Origin of the sequence: Kitasatospora sp. NPDC058032, from assembly GCF_042885845.1 — a bacterium.
Lineage (GTDB): Bacteria > Actinomycetota > Actinomycetes > Streptomycetales > Streptomycetaceae > Kitasatospora.
The window spans coordinates 80114-99215 of record NZ_JBHVRK010000020.1; the positions used below are offsets into that span (position 1 = coordinate 80114).

At 73.3% G+C, this 19102-nt stretch carries 14 protein-coding genes; 4 read left to right on the forward strand and 10 right to left on the reverse strand.

Annotated elements, in window-relative coordinates:
• Positions 1-23 precede the first annotated feature (23 nt).
• Positions 24-1556, forward strand: coding sequence for a hypothetical protein (locus ACFVUH_RS27650; RefSeq protein WP_387915967.1), 1533 nt, complete (start codon positions 24-26; stop codon positions 1554-1556).
• Positions 1557-1635: 79 nt separating this feature from the next.
• Here the strand turns inward: ACFVUH_RS27650 and ACFVUH_RS27655 are convergent, their stop codons facing one another.
• The 9 genes from ACFVUH_RS27655 to ACFVUH_RS27695 form a co-directional block, all read right to left on the reverse strand.
• The gene (locus ACFVUH_RS27655; protein ID WP_387915969.1) at positions 1636-2514 is read right to left on the reverse strand and encodes a CDP-alcohol phosphatidyltransferase family protein; all 879 of its coding nucleotides are present in this window, start codon (positions 2512-2514) and stop codon (positions 1636-1638) included.
• Positions 2501-3193, reverse strand: coding sequence for a phosphatidylserine decarboxylase (locus ACFVUH_RS27660; RefSeq protein ID WP_355373607.1), 693 nt, complete (start codon positions 3191-3193; stop codon positions 2501-2503). The genes ACFVUH_RS27655 and ACFVUH_RS27660 overlap by 14 nt, the downstream gene beginning before the upstream one ends.
• A 468-nt stretch (positions 3194-3661) precedes the next feature.
• On the reverse strand, positions 3662-4873 hold the full coding sequence (locus ACFVUH_RS27665) for an acyl-CoA dehydrogenase family protein (RefSeq protein WP_355373604.1): 1212 nt from the start codon (positions 4871-4873) through the stop codon (positions 3662-3664).
• Positions 4874-5028: 155 nt separating this feature from the next.
• Positions 5029-5532: a MaoC family dehydratase gene (locus tag ACFVUH_RS27670; RefSeq protein WP_387915971.1), complete on the reverse strand. Its 504-nt coding sequence runs from the start codon at positions 5530-5532 to the stop codon at positions 5029-5031.
• 28 nt (positions 5533-5560) lie between these two features.
• A complete protein-coding gene (locus tag ACFVUH_RS27675; protein ID WP_355373598.1) occupies positions 5561-6520 on the reverse strand; it encodes a CoA ester lyase in 960 nt (319 codons plus the stop codon).
• Positions 6521-6542: 22 nt separating this feature from the next.
• A complete protein-coding gene (locus tag ACFVUH_RS27680; RefSeq protein ID WP_387915973.1) occupies positions 6543-8570 on the reverse strand; it encodes a protein meaA in 2028 nt (675 codons plus the stop codon).
• A 10-nt stretch (positions 8571-8580) separates the two neighbouring features.
• Complete coding sequence (ccrA, locus tag ACFVUH_RS27685) at positions 8581-9918, reverse strand: crotonyl-CoA carboxylase/reductase (protein WP_387915975.1); 1338 nt, start codon at positions 9916-9918, stop codon at positions 8581-8583.
• A gap of 360 nt (positions 9919-10278) precedes the next feature.
• A complete protein-coding gene (locus tag ACFVUH_RS27690; RefSeq protein ID WP_355373590.1) occupies positions 10279-11184 on the reverse strand; it encodes a TetR family transcriptional regulator in 906 nt (301 codons plus the stop codon).
• Positions 11185-11363: 179 nt separating this feature from the next.
• The gene (locus ACFVUH_RS27695) at positions 11364-13139 is read right to left on the reverse strand and encodes a 3-hydroxyacyl-CoA dehydrogenase family protein (RefSeq protein ID WP_387915976.1); all 1776 of its coding nucleotides are present in this window, start codon (positions 13137-13139) and stop codon (positions 11364-11366) included.
• A 501-nt stretch (positions 13140-13640) separates the two neighbouring features.
• Between ACFVUH_RS27695 and ACFVUH_RS27700 the strand changes: the two genes are divergently transcribed.
• The 3 genes from ACFVUH_RS27700 to ACFVUH_RS27710 all read left to right on the forward strand — a co-directional run bounded on the left by ACFVUH_RS27700 (position 13641) and on the right by ACFVUH_RS27710 (position 18057).
• Positions 13641-15146: a glutamine synthetase gene (locus tag ACFVUH_RS27700; protein ID WP_387915978.1), complete on the forward strand. Its 1506-nt coding sequence runs from the start codon at positions 13641-13643 to the stop codon at positions 15144-15146.
• Positions 15147-15150: 4 nt separating this feature from the next.
• Complete coding sequence (locus ACFVUH_RS27705; protein WP_387915980.1) at positions 15151-16263, forward strand: amidohydrolase family protein; 1113 nt, start codon at positions 15151-15153, stop codon at positions 16261-16263.
• Positions 16264-16566: 303 nt separating this feature from the next.
• On the forward strand, positions 16567-18057 hold the full coding sequence (locus tag ACFVUH_RS27710; RefSeq protein WP_387915982.1) for a S8 family serine peptidase: 1491 nt from the start codon (positions 16567-16569) through the stop codon (positions 18055-18057).
• A gap of 117 nt (positions 18058-18174) precedes the next feature.
• Here ACFVUH_RS27710 and ACFVUH_RS27715 read toward each other — a convergent pair whose 3' ends face one another.
• Positions 18175-19068 carry a HipA family kinase gene (locus ACFVUH_RS27715; protein WP_387915984.1) on the reverse strand — a complete coding sequence of 298 codons (894 nt, stop codon included), beginning with the start codon at positions 19066-19068 and terminating at the stop codon, positions 18175-18177.
• Positions 19069-19102: the final 34 nt, after the last annotated feature.

Here is a 19102-nt window from a genome sequence, read left to right on the forward strand (position 1 = left end):
CCGTGGACAACCGGATGTGACAGATGGCCGGTACAAGGGGAAGACTGCTCGACGTGACGTCTCGGAATCCGCGCGACCGTGATGCCCCGCTCCCGCCGACGATCGGTACCGGTGCGACGGTGACCCGTCTCCCCGGAACGGCCCACCGCACCGCCGGCGCCAGGCCGGGGGCCCCGGGCGTACCCCGCCGACGAGGCCCCGCCCCCGCACCCGGCCGTGGCCGGGTCCCCGTTCCGGAGGGCTTCCCCGCCCCCGCCGAACTCGCTCCGCTGGCCCGCCGCATGCTGGTCGACGCCGTCCGGATCGCCCGCTGGGCCGGCGATCTCGACGAGGTCGACAAGCGCGGCGAACTGCTCCCCGACGACGCCCGCGCCGCCGGCCGCGCGCTCGCCATGACGGTGGGCGCCGCCGCCAAGGCGTGGGGCCAGGCCCTGCTGGTCGGCCTGGTCGAGGCCCGGGACGGCGGCGCCGGCCCCGGCTGGCGCCTGCACGCCTGGGAGCACGACGACGAGGCGGTGGTCCGCGGCTGGTCGGCGCTGTTCGACGCCTGGACGCTGCTCGCCCCGGTCCCGCCCGCCGCCCTGCGCGGCGTCTTCGCGGTGCTCGCCGGGCAGGCCGTCGACCAGGCGCCGCAGCTGCTCTCCTTCCTCCATCTGGTGGACGGCCCGGTGGCCGACGCCGAACTGCTGGAACTGCTGCGGCGCGGCCTGGACGAGCGCCGGGTCGGCGGCGGCGAGGGCACCTTCGGCCTCTCGCCCGTCCCGCACGCGGCCTCCGCCGTCTCCGCCGTGCGCGGCACCTGCCGCGAGCCGCAGATCGACACCCCGGCCTCGCCGGCCGACGTCGCCGCCGTCCTGGACTGGATGCTGGACGGCCTGGCCGCCGTCGGCGCGCTGGTCCGCCGGGACAACGCGGCCGAGCTCTCCCCGCTCGGGCACTGGGCGGTGCGGGCCAAGCTGGAGGAGATCTGCACCGTCGCGCAGACCGCCGCCGGCCACATCGAGCAGAGCGCGCTGGCGCTGCTGAGCGCCTGCGCCGACTACTCGCCGGGCCCGGCCCGCGCCGAGTACCGGGCCTGGCTGGCCGCCCGCCCGGCCGACCGGGCGGTGGCCGAGCTGCTGGAGGCCGCGCAGGGTGAGGACGCCCTGGTGCGCGGCCTGGCCTTCGAGGCGCTGCGGGTGGCCGGCGTGACCGCCGAGCAGGCCGTCCGGGCCGCCGTCGACGAGCCGGTGCTGCGCCCCTACGCGCTGCTCTGGCTGGCCGAGCGCTCGGACGAGGGGGTCTCCCCGGCCGATGTGCTGGGCGCGGAGGACGCCGCCTGGCTCTGGGTGGACACCGCCGCGGCCGTGCTCGACCACGGGGAGACGGAACTGCTCGTCGGCCACGTCGAGGGCGCCTCGGCCGGCGACCCGGTGCGGCTGTTCGCCCGGGCCCGGCAGTCCGGGCACCCGCGGGCGGCCTCGGTGCTGACCGCGGTCTCCGGCGTCCACCCGGACCCGGGGGTGGCCCGCGCGGCCCGCCGCTCGGCCTTCAGCGTCCACCGCGGCGGCGCGTAGCGCCCCCGAGTCCCGGACACGCGCAAGGGCCCGGCTCCCCGAGGGGAGCCGGGCCCTTGCGCATGCCCGAGGGGGACCGTCAGCCGATCCGCGACTCCGCGCGGCGGGCCCGGACGTCGCCGACCTTCTGGCCCACCTTGCGGCGGATCACCAGCAGCGGCGCCATCGCGGCGAGTGCGATCTGCGCGAACGCGCCGATGTGCATCAGGTTGTCGCCGCCCGGCAGGCCGGTCGCCCAGGCCGCCAGGCAGCCGATCGAGACCACGATCCAGCAGAGCGTCGCGGTGGCCAGCAGGCCCTGCGGCTTCGGGTACTCGATCCGGCTGACCATCAGGTACGCCGCGCCGAAGATGGCGAGCAGACCGGGCAGGAACGGCGGGTCGAGCAGCACGATGGCGATCACCGTCATGGCGCCCATCGGGCAGGGCATGCCCTGGAACACCCCGGGTCGCATCTTGACGGCGGAGAAGCGGGCGAGCCGCAGCACCACCGCGAGCAGCACGGTCAGCGCGATCAGCGCCGACAGCCGGCTGTTGGAGCCGGGCGAGACCATGCCCCAGACCGCGACGAAGTAGGCCGGCGCGATGCCGAAGCTGATCAGGTCGGCCAGGTTGTCGAGCTCGGCCCCGAGCGCGGAGGAGCGCAGCTTGCGCGCCACCAGCCCGTCGAACAGGTCGCACATCGAGCCGATCAGCAGCAGCGTCACCGCGGTGGCGGCGCTGTGCTTGTCCGGCGCGGCGTCCGGGTTGGTGATGTGCGGGACGAGCACCCCGGTGGTGATCGAGTAGATCGCCAGGAAGCCGCAGACGGCGTTCCCCAGGGTCAGGAAGTCGGCGGTCGACAGGTGCTGCGGCGAGCGCGGCTGGCGCAGCTCGCGGTCGCGGGCCCAGCGGCGGCGGCGCAGGGCCGTCTCCTCGTCGTCCAGGCCGACGATCGTCTCAGGATCAGTCACGGTCAAGGCGCGTCACCCCGGCGGTGGTCTTCTGGCCGACCTCGACGCCGACCTCGACGCCGGCCGGCAGGTAGGTGTCGACCCGGGACCCGAACCGGATCAGACCGATCCGCTCGCCCTGCTCGACCTTGGTACCGGCGTCCACGTACGGCACGATGCGGCGCGCCACGGCGCCCGCGATCTGCACCATCTCGATGTCGCCGAGCTCGGTGTCGAAGTGCCAGACGACCCGCTCGTTCTGGTCGCTGTCCTTGTTGAACGCGGGCACGAAGCCACCGGGCACGTGCTCGACGGAGGCCACGGTGCCGGGCAGCGGGGCCCGGTTGACGTGGACGTTCAGCGGGCTCATGAAGATCGCCACGCGGGTCCGGCCGTCCGGCCACGCGTCGATGCTCTGGACCACGCCGTCGGCGGGGGAGATCACTCTGCCCGTGCCGATCTCACGCTCGGGGTCGCGGAAGAACCACAGCATGCCGGCGCCGAGCGCACAGGCGGGTACCGCCGCCAGGGCCCACTTGCCACTGCGCCGGGTGAGGGCGGTGGTCACGGCGGCCGTGGCGAGGGTGGGGACGAACCAGGGGGTGGCTCCGCGCGCGATGGTCACGCGGGGTCGCCGACCGGCCGTCGTGGCTGCGAGGGCATCGCGGTCCGTGACGGAGGTGTGAGGGGACGGGCTGATGGGCATCGAAGACCTTTGTCGCGGGGGATCATGGCCGCTGGACGGGGGCCACCGCGGGATCGGGTAAGAGAGGGACGTCTGCTGTCCCGGTGGATGCTATCGGGAGCAGACGGTGGGTGGGCAACCCGCCTGCTCGTCATGTGACCTGGCGGAGACGCGGCAGCGTCCCTTCTGTACGACCGTAGCTCGCCCCGCTCCGGTTCCCAAGGGACCGGGCGAAGCTGGTGACTCATGTCTCAACCGTGCCCGTACGGCCGTTCGGAGCCGTCCGCCGGGGGCAGCCGGGGGCACGTCCGGAGCACGGCGAGGGGATGCCGGAGCGGCCGCAGGGCGCGTGACAGCAGCTGTACGCCCTGTGGCCGCTCCGGTGGGCCGTGCCGGACCCGGGGCGGACCAGGCGACCGGGTCGGGGCACGGCGTCCTGCCGGGACGGGCCCGCACGCCCGTCGACCGGCGGCTCGGGTGACCTGTCGGTCACTGCGCGATGCGGTACTCCTCCAGCAGCCGGCGCCCGACGATCATCTTCTGGATCTCCGCAGTACCTTCACCGATCAGCAGCATCGGGGCCTCCCGGTAGAGCCGCTCGATCTCGTACTCCTTGGAGAAGCCGTAGCCGCCGTGGATCCGGAAGGCGTCCTCGACGACCTCCTTGCAGTACTCGGAGGCGAGGTACTTGGCCATGCCGGCCTCCAGGTCGTTGCGCTCGCCGCCGTCCTTCTTGCGGGCGGCCATGACCATCATCTGGTGGGCGGCCTCGACCTTGGTGGCCATCTCGGCGAGCTTGAACTGGATCGCCTGGTGCTCGGCGATCTTCTTGCCGAAGGTGGTGCGCTGCTGGGCGTAGGCGATGCCCAGCTCGAAGGCGCGCCGGGCGACGCCGCAGCCGCGCGCGGCCACGTTGACCCGGCCGACCTCGACGCCGTCCATCATCTGGTAGAAACCGCGGCCGGGGACGCCGCCGAGGATCCGGTCGGCCGGGACGCGGACGTCCTGGAGGACCAGCTCGGTGGTGTCGACGCCCTTGTAGCCCATCTTCTCGATCTTGCCGGGCACGGTGAGGCCGGGGACGGTCGGGTTCGGTCCGAAGCCCGGCGTCTTCTCGATCAGGAAGGTGGTCATGTTCCTGTAGGGGGTGGAGCCGCCCTCGTCGGTCCGGCACAGCACCGCGACCAGGGTGGAGGTGCCGCCGTTGGTCAGCCACATCTTCTGGCCGTTGAGGACGTAGAACTCCCCGTCCTCGCCGTCCTTGACACCCTTGGTGGTGATCGCGGCGACGTCGGAGCCCAGGCCCGGCTCGGACATCGAGAAGGCGCCGCGGACCTCGCCGGTCGCCATCCTCGGCAGGAAGTGGTCCTTCTGCTCCTGGGTGCCGTGCGCGTTGATCATGTGCGCCACGATGAAGTGGGTGTTGACGATGCCGGAGACGGACATCCAGCCGCGGGCGATCTCCTCCACCACCAGGGCGTAGGTGAGCAGCGACTCGCCGAGGCCGCCGTACTCCTCGGGGATGGTCAGGCCGAAGAGGCCGAGCTGCTTCATGCCCTCGACGATCGCGGCGGGGTACTCGTCCTTGTGCTCCAGCTCGGTCGCGACCGGGATGATCTCCTTGTCGACGAACCCGCGCACGGTGGCGAGGATGTCCCGCTGGATCTCGGTGAGGCCGTCGGTCTGCGCGAGGCGTCCCATCGTGCGGCTCCTGTCATGACTGAGGGAAAAGAGAAGAGGAGTGAGGGGGCGGGGGCTCCGCGGGCGTGGCTTCCGCGGAGCCCCCGTGAACCGGGTCGGGGCACGGCCGATGACGGCGGCCGGCCCGTCCGGGGCTTTTTCCTTCGGGGGGGGGCTCAGTCGAGCGGGACGGGGCGGCCGGGCTGCTCGCCGCCGCGCGCCTCGATGTACGTCGCGGTCGGCACCATCACCTTGCGGCGGAAGACGCAGACGACCGTGCCGTCCTGCTTGTAGCCCTTGGTCTCGACGTACACGATGCCCCGGTCGTCCTTGGACTTGGACGGCCACTTGTCGAGCACGGTGGTCTCGCCGTAGATCGTGTCGCCGTGGAAGGTCGGCGCGACGTGCCGCAGCGACTCGATCTCCAGGTTGGCGATCGCCTTGCCGGAGACGTCCGGGACGGACATCCCCAGCAGCAGCGAGTAGACGTAGTTGCCCACCACCACGTTGCGGCCGAAGTCGGTCGTCCGCTCCGCGTAGTCGGCGTTCAGGTGGAGCGGGTGGTGGTTCATGGTGAGGAGGCAGAAGAGGTGGTCGTCGTACTCGGTGACCGTCTTGCCGGGCCAGTGCTTGTACACCGCGCCGACCTCGAACTCCTCGTAGGTGCGTCCGAACTGCATGTCTCAGTGGTCCTTGGGGTCGGGGCTCTCAGGCCTGCGGGGGCTCGAACGTGGAGGTGCGCTGCAGACCGGCGGCCCGGCCCTTGCCGGAGACGACCAGCGCCATCTTGCGGCTGGCCTCGTCGATCATCTCGTCGCCGAGCATCGCCGAGCCCTTGAAGCCGCCGGCCTCGGAGGTGCACCAGTCGTAGGCGTCGAGGATCAGCTCGGCGTGGTCGTAGTCCGCCTGGGAGGGCGAGAAGATCTCGTTGGCGGCGGCGACCTGGTCCGGGTGCAGCACCCACTTGCCGTCGAAGCCCAGCGCGGCGGCGCGGCCGGCCACCTCGCGGTAGCCCTCCTGGTTGCGGATCTGCAGGTAGGGGCCGTCGATCGCCTGGAGGTCGTGGGCGCGGGCGGCCATCAGGATGCGCATCAGGATGTAGTGGTAGGCGTCGGCCGAGTAGCCGGGCGGCTGCTCGCCGACCACCAGGGACTTCATGTTGATCGAGGCCATGAAGTCGGCCGGGCCGAAGATGATGGTCTCCAGCCGGGGCGAGGCCTGGGCGATGGCGTCGACGTTGATGAGGCCCTTGGCGTTCTCGATCTGCGCCTCGATGCCGATCCGGCCGACCTCGAAGCCCATGGTCTTCTCGATCTGGGTGAGCAGCAGGTCGAGCGCCTTGACCTGCTCGGCGTCCTGGACCTTGGGCAGCATGATGCAGTCGAGGTTGGGGCCCGCGCCCTCGACGACGGTGATCACGTCGCGGTAGGTCCAGTGGGTGGTCCAGTCGTTGACCCGCACGACGCGGGTCTTGCCGCCCCAGTCGCCGTTGTTCAGCGCGTCGACGATCGAGTGCCGGGCGCTCTCCTTGACCAGCGGGGCGCAGGCGTCCTCCAGGTCGAGGAAGACCTGGTCGGCGGGCAGGCCCTGGGCCTTCTCCAGGAAGCGCGGGTTGCTGCCGGGTACGGCGAGGCAGGAGCGGCGCGGGCGCAGGCGGTTGACAGTCATGGTGGGAGAGGGTCCTTCCGGGTCAGCTGGTCGTCGTGGCCGGGGCCGGCGTCCAGGGCTGGAGCCTGTTGGCCAGCCGGATCTCGTCCACGATCCGGCCGATGATGGTGGTGATGCCGAAGTCCTTCGGGGTGAAGACGGCGGCGACGCCGGCGGCCCTGAGGGCCTCGCCGTCCGCTGCCGGGATGATGCCACCCACGATCACCGGGACATCCTCCACCCCGGCGCGGCGCAGCCGGTGCAGCACGTCCGGGACCAGCTCGGAGTGGGCGCCGGAGAGGATCGACAGGCCCACGCAGTGGACGTCCTCGGCGACGGCGGCCGAGACGATCTGCTCGGGGGTGAGCCGGATGCCCTGGTAGACCACCTCGAAGCCGGCGTCGCGGGCCCGGACGGCGATCTGCTCGGCCCCGTTGGAGTGACCGTCCAGGCCGGGCTTGCCGACCAGCAGGCGCAGCTTGCCGGCGCCCAGCTCGGCGGCGGTCGCGGCGACCGCCTCGCGGACCGCGGCCAGCTCGCCGCCGGGCTCGGCGGCGACCGCGACCGGGGCGCCGCCGACGCCGGTGGGCGCGCGGTACTCGCCGAACACCTCGCGCAGCGCGAAGGCCCACTCGCCGGTGGTGACCCCGGCCCGGGCGCAGGCCAGGGTGGCCGGCACCAGGTTGGCGTCGGTGGCGGCGACGGCCTTGAGCTCCTCCAGGGCGCGCAGCGCGGCGGCCTCGTCGCGCTGCCCGCGCCAGGCCTCCAGGGCGGCCAGCACGGACTGCTCGGCGGCCGGGTCGACGACCGTGATCGCGGTGTCGAGGTCGGCCGTGAGCGGGCTCTCCTCGGTGGTGTCGAAGCAGTTCACCCCGATGATCCGGTCCTCGCCGGACTCGATCCGGGCCCGGCGGGCCGCGTGCGAGGCGACCAGGTTGGACTTCAGGTAGCCGGACTCGACGGCCGGGATCACCCCGCCCATCCCCAGCACCTTGGCGATCTCGGCCTCGGCGCCGGCCAGCAGCTCGGCGGTCTTGGCCTCGACGACGTCGGAGCCGTTGAAGAGGTCCCCGTACTCCAGCAGGTCGGACTCGTAGGCGAGCACCTGCTGGATCCGCAGCGACCACTGCTGGTCCCACGGGCGGGGCAGCCCGAGCGCCTCGTTCCAGGCGGGCAGCTGGACGGCGCGGGCGCGGGCGTCCTTGGAGAGGGTGACGGCGAGCATCTCCAGCACGATCCGCTGGACGTTGTTCTCCGGCTGCGCCTCGGTCAGGCCGAGCGAGTTCACCTGGACGCCGTAGCGGAACCGGCGCTGCTTGGGGTCCTCGATGCCGTACCGCTCGCGGGTGACCTTCTCCCAGAGCCGGCCGAAGGCCCGCATCTTGCACATCTCCTCGACGAACCGCACGCCGGCGTTGACGAAGAAGGAGATCCGGGCGACCACCTCGCCCATCCGCTCGGCCGGCACCTGGCCGGAGTCGCGGACGGCGTCCAGCACCTCGATCGCCGTGCACATCGCGTAGGCGATCTCCTGGACCGGGGTGGCCCCGGCCTCCTGGAGGTGGTAGCTGCAGATGTTGATCGGGTTCCACTTGGGGATGCTCCCGACCGTGTAGGCGATCATGTCGGTGATCAGCCGCACCGAGGGGCCGGGCGGGAAGACGTGCGTCCCGCGCGACAGGTACTCCTTGACGATGTCGTTCTGGGTGGTGCCGGTGAGCGCGGCGATGTCGGCGCCCTGCTCCTCGGCGACCACCTGGTAGAGCGCCAGCAGCCACATCGCGGTGGCGTTGATGGTCATCGAGGTGTTGGTGCGTTCGAGCGGGATGCCGTCGAACAGGGCCCGCATGTCGCCGACGTGGCCGACCGGGACGCCGACCCGGCCGACCTCGCCGCGGGCGAGGACGTGGTCGGAGTCGTAGCCGGTCTGGGTCGGCAGGTCGAACGCCACCGAGAGGCCGGTCTGGCCCTTGGCCAGGTTCCGCCGGTACAGCGCGTTGGAGTCCGCGGCCGTGGAGTGCCCGGCGTAGGTGCGCATCAGCCAGGGGCGGTCGCGCTTCTGATCACTCATCAGGTCACCCTCAGATGTTCCGGAAGCGGTTGATCGCGTCGACGTGCCGGGCGCGCAGCTCGGCGTCGCGCACACCCAGGCCCTCCTCGGGGGCCAGGCAGAGCACGCCGACCTTGCCCTGGTGCTTGTTGTGGTGCACGTCCAGCGCGGCCTGGCCGGTCTGCTCCAGCGGGTAGACCTTGGAGACGGTCGGGTGGATCTTCCCCTTGGCGACCAGCCGGTTGGCCTCCCAGGCCTCGCGGTAGTTGGCGAAGTGCGAGCCGACGATCCGCTTGAGCGACATCCACAGGTACCGGTTGTCGTACTGGTGCATGAAGCCGGAGGTGGAGGCGCAGGTGACGATGGTGCCGCCCTTGCGGGTGACGTAGACGCTCGCGCCGAAGGTCTCCCGGCCGGGGTGCTCGAAGACGATGTCGACGTCCTCGCCGCCGGTCAGCTCGCGGATCCGCCCGCCGAGCCGCTTCCACTCGCGCGGGTCCTGGGTCTGCTCGTCCTTCCAGAACCGGTAGCCCTCGGCGGAGCGGTCGATGATCGCCTCGGCGCCCATCGCCCGGCAGATGTCGGCCTTCTGCGGGCTGGAGACGACGCAGATCGGGGTGGCGCCGCCGGCCAGCGCGTACTGGGTGGCGTAGGAGCCGAGGCCGCCGCTGGCGCCCCAGATCAGCACGTTGTCGCCCTGCTTCATGCCGGCGCCGTTCTGCGAGACCAGCTGGCGGTAGGCGGTGGAGTTGACCAGGCCGGGGGAGGCGGCCTCCTCCCAGGTCAGGTGGGCGGGCTTGGGCATCAGCTGGTTGGTCTTCACCAGGGCCAGCTGGGCGAGGCCGCCGAAGTTGGTCTCGAAGCCCCAGATCCGCTGCTCCGGGTCCATCATCGTGTCGTTGTGGCCGTCGGAGGACTCCAGCTCGACGGAGAGGCAGTGCGCGACCACCTCGTCGCCCGGCTTCCAGGCGTTGACCCCGGCACCGGTGCGCAGCACCACGCCGGCGAGGTCCGAGCCGACGACGTGGTACGGCAGGTCGTGGCGCGCGGTGAGCGGGGAGAGCCGGCCGTAGCGCTCCAGGAAGCCGAAGGTGGAGACCGGCTCGAAGATCGAGCTCCACACGGTGTTGTAGTTCACGGCGCTCGCCATCACGGCGACCAGGGCCTCACCCGGGCCCAGTTCGGGCAGTGCGACCTCGTCGAGGTGGAGGGACTTGCGGGGGTCCTTGTCGCGGCTGTCGAGGCCGGCGAACATCTGCTCCTCGTCCTTGTGGAGCGTCACCGCCCGGTAGGACTCCGGCAGCTTCGCGTTGGCGAAGTCCGCCGAGGTGCTGTCGGGGCTGAGGATCGCGTCGAGGATTTCCTTCATGGCTGCCTCCGAAGGCGTACCTGTGTGAGGGCACAGGGCGTCTGGGGGAGCCGGGAGCGGACACCGGCTTCGCTGAACGGGGTGGTGGGTGGGTGGCTGGTGGGCCCGGCACTGCGGTGGGTCGCTCCCGGGGTTGGGGGAGCGCCGGTACGACGGCGCGCCGAGGTGGGGAGCCGCGGCGCCGCGACTGGTGGGTAACAAGGTAGTGGCACCCTGTGCCACTCGTAAAGACACGGCGTGCCAGCAATTCCGGTGGGCCGCGACCCCCTCGGCGGGGCCTGCGAAGGGCATGGGAAGGGCCCGCGCCGATGGTTCGGCGCGGGCCCTGGAAACTGCTGTGAGCTGCGAAAACTCCAGTGATCAGGCCTGCTTGGCGCCCTCCAGGGCGGCCCGCACGGCGTCCACCACGACCTCCAGCGGGGCGTCCGTCCGGGCGACTGTGATGAGCACCTCACCTCCGGGGCCGGCACTCAGTGCGCTCGCCGTCGCGGCCTCCGCCTCGGTCGCACTGGCACCGGGTGCCACCACGGCGCCGCGCCGCCGCGCGCCCGGCGAGCTGGACGCCCAGAAGGTCCGCCGGATCACCTCGAAGGAGTGGTCCAGCTGCGCCTCGACGTCGCCCCGGCCGCCCGCCCGCAGCCAGCGCCGCAGCACGTGGTTGTGGGCCGCGACCACGGCCGCCGCCGACACCTCGGCCAGCATCGAGTCGTCCTCGCCGCCGCGCTGCCAGCCCGAGGGGATCTCCCCGGCGGTGTCGAAGCGGCCCAGCAGGTACCGGGTGAACAGCCGCTCGTAGCGGGCCACCACGGCGATCTCCCGCTCGCGCAGCGCCGGCACCTGACGGATCAACTGGTACCGCGCGACCGACACCCCGGGCGTGGAGGCGTACATCCGCAGCACCTCCTTGATGCCCCGGCAGACCACGTCCAGCGGGTGCTCCTCCGGCTCGGCACTGGCCAGCAGGTCGGCCACCCGGACCAGGGTGTCGTCGTGGTCCGGGAAGATCGCCTCCTCCTTGGACCGGAAGTACCGGAAGAAGGTCCGCCGGGCCACCCCGGCCGCCGCCGCGATCTGGTCGACCGTGGTCTCCTCGTAGCCCTGCGAGGCGAACAACTCCATGGCGGCGGTGGCCAGATCCTGACGCATCTGCTGGCGCTGCGCCGCCGCCCGGCGGCTGCCCGGGCCCCCGTCCTGGCCGGTCCCGGCCGGCCGGCCGTCGCGCGCCGGGGCGGATTGCTGCGGGGAGACTGACTGAACCCGATCCATGCCCGGAACGCTACACGTCCCCGGCGCCGCGCCCGGGGGTCTTCCCCGGCGGACCGGGGGGACCGGCCCACCCGCCGCGGGTCCGGGCCGGCGCGCCGGGACCGCGCCCGGCCCCCAGCCGGGCCGCTCCGGGCGCAGCGGCGGCCGGCCGGGCCGTCCCCCGGAGGGCGGCGGGGTGGTCATCGGCGCGCGTGGTCGCGGAAGCCGCGGCCGGTCTTGCGGCCCAGGCAGCCGGCCGCCACCAGGTGCTCCAGCAGCGGCGCCGCGGCCAGGCCCGGCTCCCGGAACTCCCGGTGCAGCACCTGCTCGATGGTCAGCGAGACGTCCAGGCCGACCACGTCCAGCAGCTCGAACGGGCCCATCGGGTACCCGCAGCCGAGCTTCATCGCGGTGTCGATGTCGTCCACCGTCGCGTAGTGCTCCTGGAGCATCCGCACCGCGTCGTTCAGGTAGGGGAAGAGCAGCGCGTTGACGATGAACCCGGCCCGGTCCCCGCACTCCACCGGGTGCTTGCGGACCTTCGCGCACAGCTCCAGCACGGTCGCGGTGACGTCCGGGGCGGTCAGCACCGTGGAGACCACCTCCACCAGCCGCATCGCCGGCGCCGGGTTGAAGAAGTGCATGCCGATCACGTCCTGCGGCCGCGAGGTGGCCGAGGCGCAGCCGATCACCGGCAGCGAGGAGGTGGTGGTGGCCAGCACCGCGCCCGGCTTGACGATCGCGTCCAGGGTGGCGAACAGCTCGCGCTTGACCGCCAGGTCCTCGGCGACCGCCTCCACCACCAGGTCCACCCCGGCCAGCTCGTCGTACCGTCCGACCGGAGTGACCAGTGCCAGCGCGGCGTCCCGCTGCTCCGCGGTCAGCCGGCCCTTGCTGACCGAGCGCTCCAGCGACTTCGCCAGCTGCGCCTTGGCCCGCTCCGCCTTCTCCTGGCCGCGGGCGGCCAGCAGCACCGGGAGCCCGGCCTTGGCGAACACCTCGACGATGCCGGTGGCCATGGTGCCCGAGCCGCAGACGCCGATGCCGCGCACCTCCCGCCCGGGGGCCTTCGGCCGCGCCGGGCCGGTGGCGGCGTCGACGGCCTTCGAGGAGCCGGGCGCCTCGTAGGCGTAGAAGCCGCGGCCGGACTTGCGGCCCAGCAGCCCGGCGGCGACCAGCTGGCCGAGGATCGGCGCGGGCGCGTGCAGCCGGTCCTTCGACTGCTCGTACATCGCCTCCAGGACGGTCCGGGCGGTGTCCACGCCGATCAGGTCGAGCAGCGCCAGCGGGCCCATCGGCAGGCCGCAGCCGAGCCGCATCGCGGCGTCGATGTCCTCCCGGGTGGCGTACCGGGACTCGTACATCGCGGCGGCCTGGTTGAGGTAGGCGAAGAGCAGGCCGTTGACCACGAAGCCGGGCCGGTCGCCGGCCGCCACCGGCTCCTTGCCGAGGTCCCGGGCGAGGGCCGCGGCCTGCTCGGCCACCTGCGGGGAGGTGAGCACGGTGCGCACCACCTCGACCAGCTTCATGGTGTGCACGGGGTTGAAGAAGTGCAGGCCGAGCACCCGGTCCGGGCGGGCGGTGGCGGCGGCGATCCGGGTCACCGACAGCGCGGTGGTGCCGGTGGCCAGCACGGTGCCGGCCGGGCAGATCCGGTCCAGCTCGGCGAAGAGCTCCCGCTTGAGCTCCAGCCGCTCGGGGACCTCCTCGATCACCAGGGCGGCCTCGGCGGCGGCCTCCAGCGCGTGGCCGACGGTGATCCGGGCCAGCAGCCCGGCCCGCTCCTCGGCGGTGAGCCGCTCGCGGGCCACCGCGTGCGCGGTGGCCTCCTCGATCCGGGCCAGCGCCCGGGCGGCCGAGGCCTCGTCGGCCTCGATGCCGATCACCCGGCGGCCGCTCCTGGCGACCGCGACCGCGACGCCGGAGCCCATCGTGCCGAGGCCGACCACGGCGACCGTGGGGAAGGGACGCTCCATCTGTCCTGACTCCTTGTCATGGAAGACCCGCGCGCGCTCCGGAGGGCGCGCCCTTCGGAGGAGGGTCCGCGCGCGGGGGCGGGGGATGACGGTTGCGGCCACCGCGCCGCCGCCGGTCCGCTCCGGCGGTGCTGCGGGTGTGCCGTGGTGCTCAGGCGCTCGACGTGGGGCAGCGGCTCTGAACACGGAGGAGAGAAGTCCCGGCTGCGGCCGCGGTCCGCGGCGCCCGCCGGTGCACGAGAGCACCGTCGCGCGCCGCCCGCTCCGCGCGAGTCCCGCGCGGCGGACGGCGCCCCCGTCGGTGCGGCTCCCGAAGCCCGACGGTGGTGCGTGCCGACACTGTAGCGAAGCTACCGGCCGGTAGGAAGGGGGTCGGGCGCTGATTCTCCGCTGCTCACGGGCGGGCGATCACCCGCACGGGGGACGGGGGTGGACGGACGTCCGTTCGGACCACCCGATAGGGGAGTTACGCGCCCCCGCGGGCCGGGGGAGCATGAGGTCATGAGCACCGGAACCGTCTCCGCGGGCCGTCCCGATCCGTCCGCAGAGTCCAGCAAGGGGGCCGGGTCCAGCAGGGGGGCCGGGTCCAGCAGGGAGTCCGACCGGGCGTCCGCCGCCGGGCCCGAGGGCGGCGCCGTGCCGCCCCGGGTCGACCGGGCCGAGCGCGGGGAGCGCGCCCAGTTGGCGGTCGACCGGCTGCGGACCGCCGGGGTCGAGGCGGTCGCCGTCACCTGGGTGGACAACGCCGGGATCACCCGGGTCAAGGCGGTGCCGCTCGGCGGCCTGGTGCACGCGGCCCAGTGGGGCGTCGGCACGGCCCCCTGCTTCGACGTCTTCCTCGCCGACGACACCATCGTCACCAGCCCGCTGATCGGCGGCCCCATCGGGGACCTGCGGCTCTACCCCGACGTCGAACGGATCGTGCCGCTCGCCGCCCAGCCGGGCTGGGCCTGGGCGCCGGGGGACCGCTACACCCAGGGCGGCGCCCCGCACCCGGGCTGCCAGCGGCTCTTCGCCCGCCGGGCGGTCACGGCCGCCGCCGAGCAGGGGCTGACGCTGAAGGCCGGAATCGAGATCGAGTGGGTGGTCGCGCTGGCCGGCCCGCCCGGGGAGGAGCCCCGCTATCCGACGGCCGGCCCGGCCTACGGCATGCAGCGGCTGACCGAGCTCTCCGACTACCTGCGCGACGTGCTGCGCGCCCTCGGCGAGCAGGGCCTGACCGTGCTCCAGATCCACCCCGAGTACGCGGCGGGCCAGTTCGAGGTCTCGCTCGCCCCCGAGGGTCCGGTCGAGGCCGCCGACACCTCGGTGCTGGTGCGGCAGACGATCCGCGCCGTCTCCGCCCGGCACGGTCTGCGGGTCTCCTTCGCCCCGGCGGTCGAGGCCGGTGGCGTCGGCAACGGCGGCCACCTCCACCTCAGCCTGTGGCGGGACGGCCGCAACCTCGCCCACGGCGGCCCCGGCCCGCACGGCCTCACCGCCGAGGCCGAGGGCTTCCTCGCCGGGGTGCTCGGCGCGCTGCCCGAACTGCTGGTGCTCGGCTGCTCCAGCCCGGCCGGCTACCTGCGGCTGGTCCCCTCGCACTGGGCCGGCGCCTACCAGTGCTGGGGCCTGGAGAACCGGGAGGCCGCGCTGCGGCTGGTCGCCGGCTCCACCGGTGAGCGCGCCTCGGCCGCCAACGCGGAGGTCAAGTGCTTCGACGCCACCGCCAACCCCTATCTGGCGGTCGGCGGGGTGATCACCGCCGGCCTCGCCGGCCTTGACCAACGGCTGGCGCTGCCACCGGAGTTCACCGGCGACCCGGCGCAGGCCGAGCCCGGCGCCGTCCCCCGGCTGCCCTCCGGCCCGGGCGAGGCGCTCGCCGCCTACCGCCGGTCCGCGCTGCTGCGCGAGGCGCTCGGCGAGGCCCTGTACGGGGCCGTGCTCGCCGTCCGGGAGGCCGAGGCCGACCAGTACGCCGACGCGCCCCCCGAGGAGCTGGCCGCCGCCACCCGCTGGCGGTACTAGCGGCGTGCTGGACGTCCCCGCGCTGGTCGACCACCACTGCCACAGCGTGGTGACGGCCGAACTCGCCGACGACGCGCTGGCGGGGCTGCTCACCGAGTCCGACCGCCCGCCGGCCCCCGGCACCTCGCCCTTCGACAGCGCGATCGGCCTCGCCGTGCGCCGCTGGTGTCCGCCCGCGCTCGGGCTGCCCGCGCACGCTTCGGCCGAGGAGTACCTCGCCCGGCGGCGCGAGCTCGGCGCCGTGCGGGCCACCGGCCGGCTGCTGGCCGCCGCCGGCCTGGACACCTGTCTGGTCGACACCGGGCTGACCGCCGCCGCCGGCCATCCGCTGCTGCCGCTCGGCGAGTTCGCCGAGGCGGCCGCCGTCCGGGTGCGCGAGGTGGTCCGGCTGGAGACGGTCGCCGAGACCGTCGCCGCCCCGCCCGGTGCCTGGGCCGGGGCCGTCCGCGAGGCGCTGGCCGAGGCGGCCGTCGGCGCCGTCGCGGTGAAGTCGGTGGTGGCCTACCGCAGCGGCCTGGCGGTGCCCGCCGAACGCCCCTCCCCGGCCGAGGTCGCGGGGGCCGCCGCCGGGCGGCAGCGCGCCGGGGGCGGCCGGGTCACCGACCCGGTGCTGCTGCGTGAACTGCTGTGGGCCGCCCTGGAGGTCTGCGCCGCGCTGCGGCTGCCGCTCCAACTGCACACCGGCTTCGGCGATCCCGACCTCACCCTGCACCTCGCCGACCCCTCCCTGCTGGCCGGCTTCGTGCGCGCCGCCGAGCCGAGCGGCGTCCCGCTGGTGCTGCTGCACGGCTACCCGTACCACCGGCAGGCCGCCTGGCTGGCCCAGGCCTTCCCGCTGGTGTACACCGACCTCGGCCTGACCACCTCCTACGTCGGCCCCCGGGCGGCGGCGGTGCTCGGGGAGATGCTGGAGCTGGCGCCGTTCGGCAAGCTGCTGTTCTCCACCGACGCCTACGGCCTGCCCGAGCTGTACCTGGTCGGCGCGGCCCAGTTCCGGCACGGCCTGGGCGCCCTGCTGGACGGCTGGCGCGCCGACGGCGCGTGCACCGCGGCCGACGCCGACCGGCTGGCCCGTCAGGTGGCGGCCGACAACGCCCGGCGACTGTACGCGCTCTGACCGTCCGCCGCTCCGGCTTGGCGGTGATCCGCCACTGGCCGTTTCCGGCCGCCCCGCACTCCTGTTCCGCCGTCGGCCCGGCTGACTAGGGTGTGGCTCCCGATGCCGCTGTGCTCTCGTGGTCGTCGGACCGCCCCGGCCTGCCCAGCAGAGGCGGAGTCATACCTTCCGTCGGTGGCGGGGTTGTGACGATTGGATGACTACCTCTTGCGGATTGCGACACTTGTTCACTAACGTCCCGATCATTCCAAGTGCACCTGCCAACCGCAGCTGCTGCATGACGACTCGGGAGGGCCAACCCCTATGAGTGTTCCTCGGATCAGCCGGACCCGGTATGCGGCGGTGGGTCTCGTCCTCGCCACCGCCGGCGCCCTCGCGCTGCCGACCGGCACCGCCGTCGCCGCCTCCGGGTCGCAGTCGACGACCGGTCCGCTGCTCAGCTACGTCGTCAACACCAAGGCCAACCACGGCCAGGTGCAGAAGGTCGAGAAGGCGGTCACGTCCCTCGGCGGCACCGTCGTGTACTCCTACGAGCAGATCGGCGTGGTGATCGCCCGCTCGAACGACACCCAGTTCGCCGCCAAGCTGCGGCAGGCCAAGGGCGTCGAGTCGGTCGGTGCCAGCCGCACCAAGGGCATCACCGCCTCCGAGGACCGGGTCGCCGAGGTCGTCGACGCCCCGGCCCCCTCCGCCGTCGCGGGCGAGGAGCCCCTCTGGGCCAACCAGTGGGACATGCGCCAGATCGGCGTGGACAAGGCCCACAAGCTGTCCCTGGGCAGCAACAAGGTCACCGTCGGCGTGCTGGACTCCGGCATCGACGGCACCCACGAGGACCTCGCCGCCAACGTCGACGCCTCGCAGTCGGTCTCCTGCATCGACGGCGGCAAGCCGAACACCGCCTGGGAGGCCTGGCAGCCGGGCGTCGACGGCGACCACGGCACCCACGTGGCCGGCACCATCGCCGCCGCCAAGAACGGCAAGGGCATCGAGGGCATCGCCCCGAACGTCAAGCTCGCCGCGGTGAAGGTCGTCGACGACGGCGGCTTCATCTACCCGGAGTACGCCATCTGCGGCTTCGTCTGGGCCGGTGAGCACAAGTTCAAGGTCACGAACAACAGCTACTTCGTCGACCCGTGGATGTTCAACTGCCAGAACGACGCCGACCAGGCGGCGATCTCCACCGCCGTCCGCCGCGCCGTCGAGTTCTCGCAGCGCAAGGGCGTCCTCAACGTCGCCGCGGCGGGCAACGAGAACATCGACCTCGCCCACAAGACCAAGGACGTCGCCAGCCCGGACGACACCACCCCGGTCGAGCGCCCGATCACCCAGGACTGCCTGAACCTGCCGACCGAGCTGGACGGCGTCGTCGCGGTCTCCTCGGTGGGCGTCAACGGCGAGAAGTCGTACTACTCCAGCTACGGCAAGGGCAAGGTCACCGTGGCCGCCCCCGGTGGCGACCGCCGCTACCAGATCCCGAACACCCCGGACAAGAACGGCCGCGTGCTGTCCACCATCCCGGGCGGCAAGTACGGCTACATGCAGGGCACCTCGATGGCCTCGCCGCACGCCGCCGGCGTGCTCGCCCTGCTCGCCAGCACCCACCCGTGGGCCAGCGCGGACGAGCTGACCGAGCTGCTCACCAACCAGGCCGAGTCGCACGCCTGCCCGTCGGCCCCGTACAACCCGGGCGGCGCCGGCGAGTGGACCGCCACCTGCGAGGGCGGCGCGGACGACAACGGCTTCTACGGCGCCGGCATCATCAACGCCGAGAAGGCGGCCCAGTGGTGGCGGTGAACCGGCGCTGACCGGTTGACACCCTGAGTCACGGCGACGGGGGCGGGACTTCGAGTCCCGCCCCCGTTCCGTTTGTCGTCCCCCGTGCCGTCCTACGGGCCGGCCCACGGGCCCGGATCACTCGAAGTGGTGCTCCCAGACCGTCTCCACCGACGGCTTGCCGTGCAGGTCCGGCACCTCCTGCAGCCAGGCCGGCCGCCCGGCCCTGCTCCGCGCGGCCCGCCGCCGGTCCGCCTCGCGCAGCTGCTCGGGGGTGGAGAACCCCTCCGGCAGCCATTCGCCGGAGAGCACCGCCCGCGCCGCCAGCTGGTTCACATAGGCCCGGCGCAGCTCCCCGACCGAGTCGAACCCCGGCTCGTCGGCCAGCCAGGCGTCCGGCACCAGCGCGACCACCTCCTCCAGCAGCCCGACCGTGACCAGCGGCCCGAGCTCCTCGTCGGCCAGCCGGACGTCCGGCCGGTACCCGCCGAGGGCGTGCGCGCTGAGGTCGTAGCGCTTGCCGACGGACGCCTCGGCGCCGGACCAGCGGTGGTGGAAGACCAGCGCGGCGCCGTTGTCGATCAGCCAGAGCCTGCCGTGCCAGACCATGAGGTTGGGGTTGTGCACCGTCCGGTCGACGTTCCCGGTGAGCGCGTCCAGCCAGATCACCCGGCCGGCCTCGACCGGGTCGACGTCGATCATGCCGGGCCGGAAGTCGCGGGAGCCGGGCAGCAGGTCCATGCCGAGGTTGATCCCGCGGCTGGCCCGCAGGATGTCCTGGACCTCGGGGTCCGGCTCGCCGTCGGCGACCGCCGGGTCGAAGTCGACCAGCCGCAGCTCGGGAACCCGCAGGCCGAGCCGCCGCGCCAGTTCGCCGACGATCACCTCCGCCACCAGCGCCTTGCGCCCCTGGGCGGCCCCGGTGAACTTCACCACGTAGGTGCCCAGGTCGTCGGTCTCCACCACGCCGGGAACGGAGCCGCCGGCCCGCAGCGGGTCGACGTATCGCACTGCTGTCACCTGTTCGAGCACACCCGCCACCCTAACGCCCGCTCCGCCGGGGAGG